Origin of the sequence: Streptomyces soli (assembly GCF_003999195.1) — a bacterium.
Classification (GTDB): domain Bacteria; phylum Actinomycetota; class Actinomycetes; order Streptomycetales; family Streptomycetaceae; genus Actinacidiphila; species Actinacidiphila soli.
In genome coordinates this window covers 1-7,712 of sequence record NZ_RJVR01000128.1, presented here as the reverse complement: position 1 = coordinate 7,712, position 7,712 = coordinate 1, and the positions used below count along the sequence as shown (strand labels likewise).

General features: G+C 74.7%; 7 protein-coding genes and 3 pseudogenes. 7 read left to right on the top strand and 3 right to left on the bottom strand.

Going from position 1 to position 7,712, the window contains the following annotated elements:
• The 4 genes and pseudogenes from EFK10_RS11760 to EFK10_RS49915 form a co-directional block, all read left to right on the top strand.
• On the top strand, positions 1 to 1,335 hold a 1,335-nt coding region (locus EFK10_RS11760; RefSeq protein WP_206305412.1), incomplete at its 5' end, for an FUSC family protein.
• 124 nt (positions 1,336 to 1,459) lie between these two features.
• On the top strand, positions 1,460 to 2,374 hold the full coding sequence (locus EFK10_RS11755; RefSeq protein WP_127355671.1) for a DMT family transporter: 915 nt from the start codon (positions 1,460 to 1,462) through the stop codon (positions 2,372 to 2,374).
• 101 nt (positions 2,375 to 2,475) lie between these two features.
• Positions 2,476 to 2,589, top strand: a pseudogene (locus EFK10_RS49920) (sigma factor); the annotation flags it as partial.
• A 115-nt stretch (positions 2,590 to 2,704) separates the two neighbouring features.
• Positions 2,705 to 3,196 carry a hypothetical protein gene (locus EFK10_RS49915; RefSeq protein ID WP_240677157.1) on the top strand — a complete coding sequence of 164 codons (492 nt, stop codon included), beginning with the start codon at positions 2,705 to 2,707 and terminating at the stop codon, positions 3,194 to 3,196.
• Between the two features lie 15 nt (positions 3,197 to 3,211).
• Here EFK10_RS49915 and EFK10_RS11745 read toward each other — a convergent pair whose 3' ends face one another.
• Positions 3,212 to 4,129, bottom strand: a complete 918-nt coding sequence (locus tag EFK10_RS11745; RefSeq protein WP_127355670.1) for a LysR family transcriptional regulator — start codon at positions 4,127 to 4,129, stop codon at positions 3,212 to 3,214.
• A 72-nt stretch (positions 4,130 to 4,201) separates the two neighbouring features.
• On the opposite strand from EFK10_RS11745, the gene EFK10_RS11740 reads away from it, so the two are divergent.
• Entirely contained in the window at positions 4,202 to 5,152 is a 951-nt protein-coding gene (locus EFK10_RS11740; protein ID WP_240677156.1) for an EamA family transporter, read from the top strand.
• On the opposite strand, the pseudogene EFK10_RS53195 reads toward EFK10_RS11740, so the two are convergent.
• A pseudogene (locus EFK10_RS53195) lies at positions 5,041 to 5,616 on the bottom strand (DNA glycosylase AlkZ-like family protein); the annotation flags it as partial. The gene EFK10_RS11740 and the pseudogene EFK10_RS53195 overlap by 112 nt on opposite strands.
• A gap of 171 nt (positions 5,617 to 5,787) precedes the next feature.
• On the opposite strand from EFK10_RS53195, the gene EFK10_RS53190 reads away from it, so the two are divergent.
• Positions 5,788 to 5,919 (top strand): hypothetical protein, encoded by a 132-nt coding sequence (locus EFK10_RS53190; protein ID WP_407647061.1) that lies wholly within the window; start codon positions 5,788 to 5,790, stop codon positions 5,917 to 5,919.
• 18 nt (positions 5,920 to 5,937) lie between these two features.
• Here EFK10_RS53190 and EFK10_RS11730 read toward each other — a convergent pair whose 3' ends face one another.
• The gene (locus EFK10_RS11730) at positions 5,938 to 6,318 is read right to left on the bottom strand and encodes a hypothetical protein (protein ID WP_127355668.1); all 381 of its coding nucleotides are present in this window, start codon (positions 6,316 to 6,318) and stop codon (positions 5,938 to 5,940) included.
• A 156-nt stretch (positions 6,319 to 6,474) separates the two neighbouring features.
• On the opposite strand from EFK10_RS11730, the pseudogene EFK10_RS11725 reads away from it, so the two are divergent.
• Positions 6,475 to 7,712, top strand: a pseudogene (locus tag EFK10_RS11725) (hypothetical protein); the annotation flags it as partial.

Genomic DNA, 7,712 nt, shown 5'->3' with positions numbered 1-7,712 from the left:
GACGCGCTGGCTGCGGTCGGCGGCCCAGGGGCCGTACCGGCGCGGCGGCGGCTCACGGCGGCGCTGGACCGGGCCGACGAGGCGCTGCGGCTGCACCGGCTGCTGCGGCGCCGGGTCACCGACGAGGAACTGCTGCTGACCGAGCGCTTCGACGCGGCGACCGCGCTGTGCGAGGCAAGCGTGGCACTGCTGTGGGAAGGGCGGCCGCTGCCGCCGCGCATCGTGGAGGGACCGCGCCGGCTGGCCGCCGCCATCCGTACCGGTACGTCGCCAGGGTCGCTGTCCGCGCCCGAGTCGAGCACGGCCGCGCGCGCCGCCTTCGACCGCGCGCTGCTGCAGGCCGCACTGGCATTCGACCGCAGCGCGCCGCAGGTGTCGAGCCCCGCCGAGGTGCGGTCCGTGGTCCCGCCCCGCGTACGGCGCCGGATGCTGAGCGCGCCCGGTCGGCGGTACGGGGCCCGGGTAGCGGTGTGCGTGACGGCAAGCGCCGCCGTGGCGCTGGCACTGAGCGCGGGCCACTGGTACTGGCTGCCGGCCACGGCGGCGTTTCTGGTCAAGCCCGACCTCGGGCCGTTGTTCTCCCGCGTGGTGAACCGTTTCGCCGGAACGGCGCTCGGCGTCCTGGTCTTCGCCGGTGCCGCCGCCGCCCTGTCCGGCGGCCACTGGTGGCCGGCCTTCGTCGCGGGCGCCGCCGGGGCGCTGGTACCAGTGGCCGGCCGCCACTACGCCCTGCAGACGGCGGTGGTCACGCTGCTGGTGCTGTCCTTCGTCTGGGTCGGCGGCGACACCCAGGCGGCCGGGAACCGGCTGGCCGACACCGCCATCGCCTGCGCCATCGTGCTGCTGGCCGGGCACCTGCCCCGGCTGGTCGACCCCGCCGCCCGGGTCGGGCACCGGCTCGCGGCCGCCCTGCGCCGTACCGAGGCCTACCTCGCCCACGTCCTCCGCGCACCGGCAGGGGAGGGCGCGGGGGAGCGGATGGCGCTGCGCCGGGCCGCGTACCAGGCGCTCGGCGAGGCCAGAGCCGCTGCAGAGACCGTACGGGCCGAGCTGCCGGCCCAGCGGGTCCGGATCACGGACTGGGGTCCCCTCATCGCGTCGGCGGAGCGCATCGTGGACGCCGCGACGGCCTGCGCGGTGCGCATGGAGCACGGCGCACCCCGGCCCTCGGCGCGCGAGGCGGCCGAGGTGACCGCGGCCATCACCGCCCTCGCGGACGCCCTCGACGGGCGGGCCGAGGGCGCTCCGCCGGAGCTCACGACCACCCCGGAGTGCGAAACCCTCGCGGACGTGGTCGCCGAGCTGCACCGTATCCGGGAAGTGACCATGTGGTGACAGCCGCGTTTGTCAAGGGGGCACCGCCACAAGGTCGCGAGGCATCGCGATCACACAGCCGGTGGGGTTATCGTCGGCCCCAAGCCGTTCGACCGACGTCGTCCTACGAGGGGACTGACAAACTGTGGCCGTGTTCCTGCTCGGGCTGAGTGCCGCCTGCTGCCTGGGGCTCGGCTTCGTACTGCAGCAACGCGCCGCGCAGCGTGCCCCCCTGTCGGACTTCCTGTCCTTCCGGCTGCTGCTGGACCTCATGCATATGCCCGAATGGCTGCTCGGCATCTTCTTCATGGTCTCCGGCCTGGTGCTCAGCGCCCTCGCGCTGACCAAAGGCGAGGTCTCGCTCGTCGAGCCGCTCACCGCGACCAGCCTGCTCTTCGCGATGGCGCTCTCGCGCCGCCTCACCGGCCAGCGGCTCGGCCGCCAGGGCTGGTCCGGGGTGCTGCTCCTCGCCGCCGGCGTCACCGCCTTCATCGTCGCCGGCCAGCCCTCGGGCGGCGGGGGGCACGCCGGGCCGCTGCGCCACTGGCTGCTGGTCGGCATCGTCTCCGGCCTCGCGGTGCTGCTGGTCGGCGTCGCGAAACGGCTGACGCCCTCCCGTGAGGCCACCGTCCTCGCCCTGGCGGCCGGGCTGCTGTACGGGCTCCAGGACGCCTTCACCCGTACGACGGGCCAGCTGGTCGAGGACCAGGGCATCGCGGCCCTCGTCCTGCACTGGCAGCCCTACGCCGTGGCCGCGATCGGCCTCACCGGCCTGGTCCTTGTCCAGAGCGCCTTCGAGACCGCCCCGCTGCGCATGTCGCTGCCCGCGCTGACCGCCGCCCAGCCGCTGGCCGGCATAGCATGCGGCGTCGGCTTCCTCGGCGACCAGCTGCGCGTCACCCCGGGCGCCCTGGCCTGGGAGGCGGCCGGCCTCGCCGCGATCACCATCGGCGTCGTACTACTCGGCCGCCACCCGGCGATGCCCTGCTCCCAGGACACGTCGAGGCGGGTGCCCCTCAAGGACCCCGAGATCCGCGAGGCGCCCAAGGCGGTCCGCTAGGCCCTGTCTGACAAATAGCGCGGGCCGCCCGGAGGGCGGGCCGCGCGGCGTCTGGTGCGTGTGATCGCAAGGCCGCCGAGTGCCTGCCGCTGGTCCACAACGTGGTGGGGCGGGTGCTGGACAGGCGCCCCGAGGTGGACGACGTGGTCCAGGAGACGATGCTGCGGGTCGTCCGCGGCCTGGACGGACTGCGCGACCCGGCGGGCTTCCGCCCCTGGCTGGTCGGCATCGCCATGCAGCAGATCCGCGACCGCCGGCGCGCCCGGCAGGCCCAGCCGGTCTTCGAGCTGACCGGGGCCGGCCGGCCCGGCCGGCGCCGGGGCCGGCTTCGTGGACCTGACGATTCTGCGGCTCGGCCTGTCCGGGCAGTGCGCCGAGGTCGCCGTGGCTACCCGCTGGCTGGAGCCCGAGGACCGGGACGTCCTGTCCCTGTGGTGGCTGGAGGCCGCGGGCGAGCTCAGCCGCTCCGAGCTCGCCGCCGGCCGTGGCGTCACCCCGCAGCACGCCGCCGTACGCGTCCAGCGCATGAAGGCCCGCCTCGACGCGGCCCGCAGCGTCGTACGGGCGCTGGCCGCCACTTCGCGCTGCGGTGCGCTGGCGGCGCTGCTCAGCCCCTGGAACGGCGTGCCGTCGGCCCTGTGGCGCAAGCGGATCGCCCGCCGCACCCGCGAATGCCTGCTCTGCGCGCGGCAGTGGGAAGGGATGATCCCCGCCGAGGGACTGCTGGCCGGCCTCGGCCTGGTGCCGCCGCCGATGGGGTACGCCCCGCCGGGGCTGCCCGGTGCATCGAGCGTCGCCCGTGCGGTGGCCGTGGCCGGCTGAGCGGCCGCGGGGGCGTCATGCCAGGGCGCGTACGACCGTCGCGATCGGCGGCCAGGCCCACTGGCCGTCGCGGGCCACCAGAAAGTGCCGCCGCCGTCCCACCAGCGGATCCAGCGGCCGGAACACCACGTCCTCGCGGGACCGCTCGACACCCGACTCGGCCAGCAGCGCGACCCCGAGCCCGGCGCCGACCAGCAGATTGACCAGGTGCAGGCTGTCGACCCGGTGGACGATCCGGGGCGTGAAGCCGGCCAGTGCGCACACCCGCTGGACCAGCTCGTCGTCGTCGCTGCCCCGGGAGTTGGTGATCCATCCGGAGTCCGCGAGCCGCCGCAGCCGCGCCAGCGCGACGGTCGCGTCGGGCCCCGGGTCGTACGGATGCCCGGCGGGCAGCGTCAGCAGCATCGGCTGCTCGGCGATCTGCCGCACACTCAGCCCGGTGGGCACGACGCGCGGCACCAGGCTGTAGTCGTAGACCAGGCCCAGGTCCAGCTCCCCGGCGAGCAGCAGCGCGAGGATCTGCTCGGGCTCGTGCTCGTACATCCGCACATCCAGGGCCGGGTGCTGCCGGCGCAGCCGTACGAGAGCCGGTACGACCAGGGGCTCGGCGGCGCTCGCGAAACTGGCCAGCCGCACCCGTCCGGCGGGCCCGGCCGTGCCGCCGCCGCTCAACTCGGCGCGGGCCTCCTCCACCCGGGCCAGGATGCCCACCGCGTGTTCCACCAGGCGCTCCCCGGCCGGGGTCAGCCGGACCCGGCGGCCCACCGGTGCGAGCAGCCGGGCGCCGACCTCCTGCTCCAGGACGGCGAGATGCTTGGAGACCGCCGAGGTGCCATAGCCGGTCCGCTCGGCGACGGCCGCCATCGTGCCGAGCCGGCTGAGCTCGACCAGCAGGCGCAGCCGGCCGAGGTCGGGGAGCTGATCGTCAATCATCCACCAATAGTAGACATTGCATCCGCCAATGACGCGTGGACAGACATGGACGCCAGACGATCCAATGGCGGGGTGACGACGACAAGCACCGCTGTGACCTCACCGAACGCCGCGCGCAAGATGCCCGCGGCGGTGCTCGTCCTCGCCGCCATGACCGTCCTGCACACTGGCAGCGCCCTCACCACCGAGCTCTTCGACGACATCGGCGCGGCAGGCACCACCTGGCTCCGGGTCAGCTTCGCCGCGCTCCTGCTGCTCGCCTTCACCGGCCGCTCCCTGTGGCGGGCGCTGCGGGCCGCGCCGCGCCGGGACGTGATCGCGGTGGTGCTGCTCGGCGCCGTGAGCGGCGCCATGATGCTGCTCTTCTCCGAAGCCGCGGCCCGCATACCGCTCGGCACCGCGACTGCCCTGGAGTTCCTAGGTCCGCTGGTCGTCGCGGTCGCCTCGCTGAGCCGCCGCCGTGAACTCGCCTGGCTGCTCCTGGCCGCCGGCGGCGTGCTCTGCCTGACCTCGCCCTGGCAGAGCGGCGCCAATGTGGCCGGCATCCTCTTCGGCATCGGCTCCGGCGCCTGCTGGGCGCTCTACGTGATCGGCACCCAGCACGTCGGCAGCCGCTTCAAGGCCCAGCACGGCCTCGCGCTCTCCCTCACCGTCGCAGCCGTGTTCACGGCGCCCTTCGGCGCGGCGGGTGTCGTCATCGATCCGAAGTGGGGAGTGATCGCCGCGGTGGCCGGCATCGCCGTGCTGATGCCCCTGGTGCCCTTCCTGCTGGAGATGCAGGCCCTCCAGCGCATCGGCAAGACCGCCTACGGCACGCTCGCCGGCCTCGAGCCAGCCGTCAGCCTCCTCGCCGCCATGGTCCTGGTCTCCCAGACCCCGACCGCCCTCCAGGCCGTCGGCACGGCCCTGGTCGTCACCGCCGGGATCGGCGCAGCCCGGGGCGAGAGCCGGTCCACCGGCGGCCGTGAGGTCAGCCGACGTCGGTCGAGTACGCCGTCGTGTCCAACTGCGCCTTCCCCGTGAAGACTTCGGTGGGCGGGTGCCCGGCTGCGCGGGTCGAGGGCGATCCCGAACTCGCCGAGCCGGGCGACCAGTTCGTCCCGGAGCACGGGCGGCTGCCCGGTCAGCGCCTTCTTCAGGGCGGGAAGCGCGCGGGCGCAGGTCTCGTCGTCGAGGCCGAGCTGCTGCCGCCTGCCGCGCTGCGAGTCGGCGACGCGCTGTCCGAGCAGCCCGGTCATCCAGCGCACGTCCAGGGCTGGGACGGCATGCAGGGTGCCACGCATCAGCCAGGTCCGTACGACGGCGGGGCCGTCCGGTCCGGCCGCGCAGGCAGCGTCCATGGCGGCGGCGGTGAGCCCTGCGCTGCGGGCCCGCAGTTGCAGGCGGCAGGCCTTGGCGTCCTGCGCCTGGAGGGCCGCGGCCCGGCGGGTGGCCTCGGCGGCATCGCGTGGCCGTGGGCCGGCGAGTGCCTGGGCCCGCAGCCGCATGGCCCGTACGTGGGCGGTGGTCAGCGTCTCCACGACTGCCATCCTGCCGGACCGGGCCGGTTGTCACCGAGCGTTCACCTGGGCGTGGCCCGGCATCCGTACGGCGGATGTCGACACCGTGCAGAAAGGAGGAGACCGGAACAACAGCGGACGAAAAGGAGGTGGTCCCCGATGGCGGACTTCTTCACAGCGATGCTCGGCAAGGCCGCCCTGGCGCTCCTGGAAGCGCTCGTCCTGCGCCTCCTGATGCAGGTCTGGGCCGCATACGCGCGCTCGCAGCACGCCGTCGCGGGCGCCGCCTGACCCGGCGCGGCACCTGCTCTAGGCCTTCTGCGCTCCGTCGCCCCGCCCCTTGCTGCGGGCCACGGCGGTGGCCGCACCGATGGCCAGCGCGACCGGCCAGTCGACCGCACCGGCCAGCGCCATCGCACCCAGGCCGCAGTAGAAGGCGAGCTGCCTGGGCGGCGGCAGGTGCGAGGTGATCACGTGGGCGTTGGCGGTGAGGTCGCCGGGCGTGAAGTAGGGGATCGGCAGGTCGGTGTGGGCGGTGTGCATCCGGACGGCGGAAGATGTGCCGACGGACTGCGACTGCTCCGTCCGGCGCGACGTGGACGCCTTTCGGGCGGCCGTCTTTCTGCGCTGTGCCGTCTGACTCGAACGACCCGAAGCGGTCCTCCGCCCGGTCTCTGCGGTGTTGGACATGTCGCCTCCTCGTTGCTGCTTCACGGAGGGCGGTGCGCGGTCCGATGGGATCCGCCTACCGCACCCGAAGTGCGGTAAACCGATCATACCGGGCATTAACTCCCATAGCGGGGGTAGCCGCAACCCTCTGCCACGAACACGAGCGGCGGTGAGGCGGTGAGAGTTCCGGGAGCCGGTTTGCTGCGGGCCGCGGCACGGCCCGCGATCGGTGTGATCGGACTGCTGGCGGGGCCGGCGCCCGAGGGACGGGCACGCGTACGCACCTTCGAGGGCCGAGCGCACATCGCGATGCGCGGCCTGGACGGCGGGGTCAAGGCCACCGCTGCCGCCAAGGCAGTCCAGCAGCGCCTCAAGGAGCTGTCCGGTGTGCGCTGGGCGGCGGTGAACGCCATCCTCGGCATCGTCGTGGTCGCCACCGAGGGCGAGGCCGACGAGGAAACCCTGCAAGCCCTGATCGACGTCGTCGAGGCGGTCGAGGAGGCGCACGGCGCGGGCGGTGCGCTGCCCTCGCACCCGGTCTCCCCGGAACCGGCCCGGCGGGCCGCCTGGTCGCTGGCGGCGCAGGCCGCGGCCCTGCCCTTCGCCGTCGCCGGGCGACTGGTCGGCATGACCCCGCTCCCCGTCGAACTGGCCTCCGTCATCACGATCATCGACACCCAGCCCAGACTGCGCCGCCTCGTCGAGAATGCCGTCGGCAAGCGCAACGCGGGCCTGGTGATCGCCGGCCTCAACGCGGCCGCCCAGGCGAGCTCCGGAGGCTTCCTCGGGCTCAGCGTGGACGCCGTACGCCACGCCCTGAGCACCGCGGAGCTCGGCGCCCACCGCACCGCCTGGAGCAACGCGGAACCGGACCTCGCGGGCGCCGCGCACCACGCCGGCGCCGCCTGGGAGGAGCCGCCACCCCGCGAGACCCCGCTGCGGGCCGGCCCGGTCGAGCAGTACGCGGACCGGGCGGCCCTTGTGGCGGCTGCGGCCTTCGCCGGGGCCCTGGCCGTGACCCGGCGCCCGGGCAGCGCCCTGAGCGCGGCGCTCGCCGCCATCCCCAAGGCCCCGGGGCTCGCCCGCGAAGGCTTCAGCGCCACTCTGGGCGGAGCCCTCGCGCACAGCGGCACGATCGTGCAGGATCGCCAAGCACTGCGCCGCCTGGACCGGATCGACGTCGCCGTCCTCGACTCGTCGGCGCTCACCACGGGCTCGTACGTCCTCGCCGACCTGGTGGCCCTCGACGAGGACGCCCCCGGTGGCCGCCTCGCCGCCACCGCCCACCGCCTCTTCGACCCCGGCCGCCCGGACCGCGTGAGCCGGGACGGCGACTGGGCGCTCGGCCCGGTCGGCCAACTGGGGCTGCGCGGCCGCACCGGCGCCGGGGCCCGGACCCGGCTGGAGCGCGACGG

Coding starts and splice junctions, on each gene's coding strand:
- EFK10_RS11745 (WP_127355670.1), bottom strand. CDS start 4,129: ATGATTGACGATCAGCTCCCCGACCTCGGCCGGCTGCGCCTGCTGGTC.
- EFK10_RS53190 (WP_407647061.1), top strand. CDS start 5,788: ATGGCGGACTTCTTCACAGCGATGCTCGGCAAGGCCGCCCTGGCGCTC.
- EFK10_RS11730 (WP_127355668.1), bottom strand. CDS start 6,318: ATGTCCAACACCGCAGAGACCGGGCGGAGGACCGCTTCGGGTCGTTCG.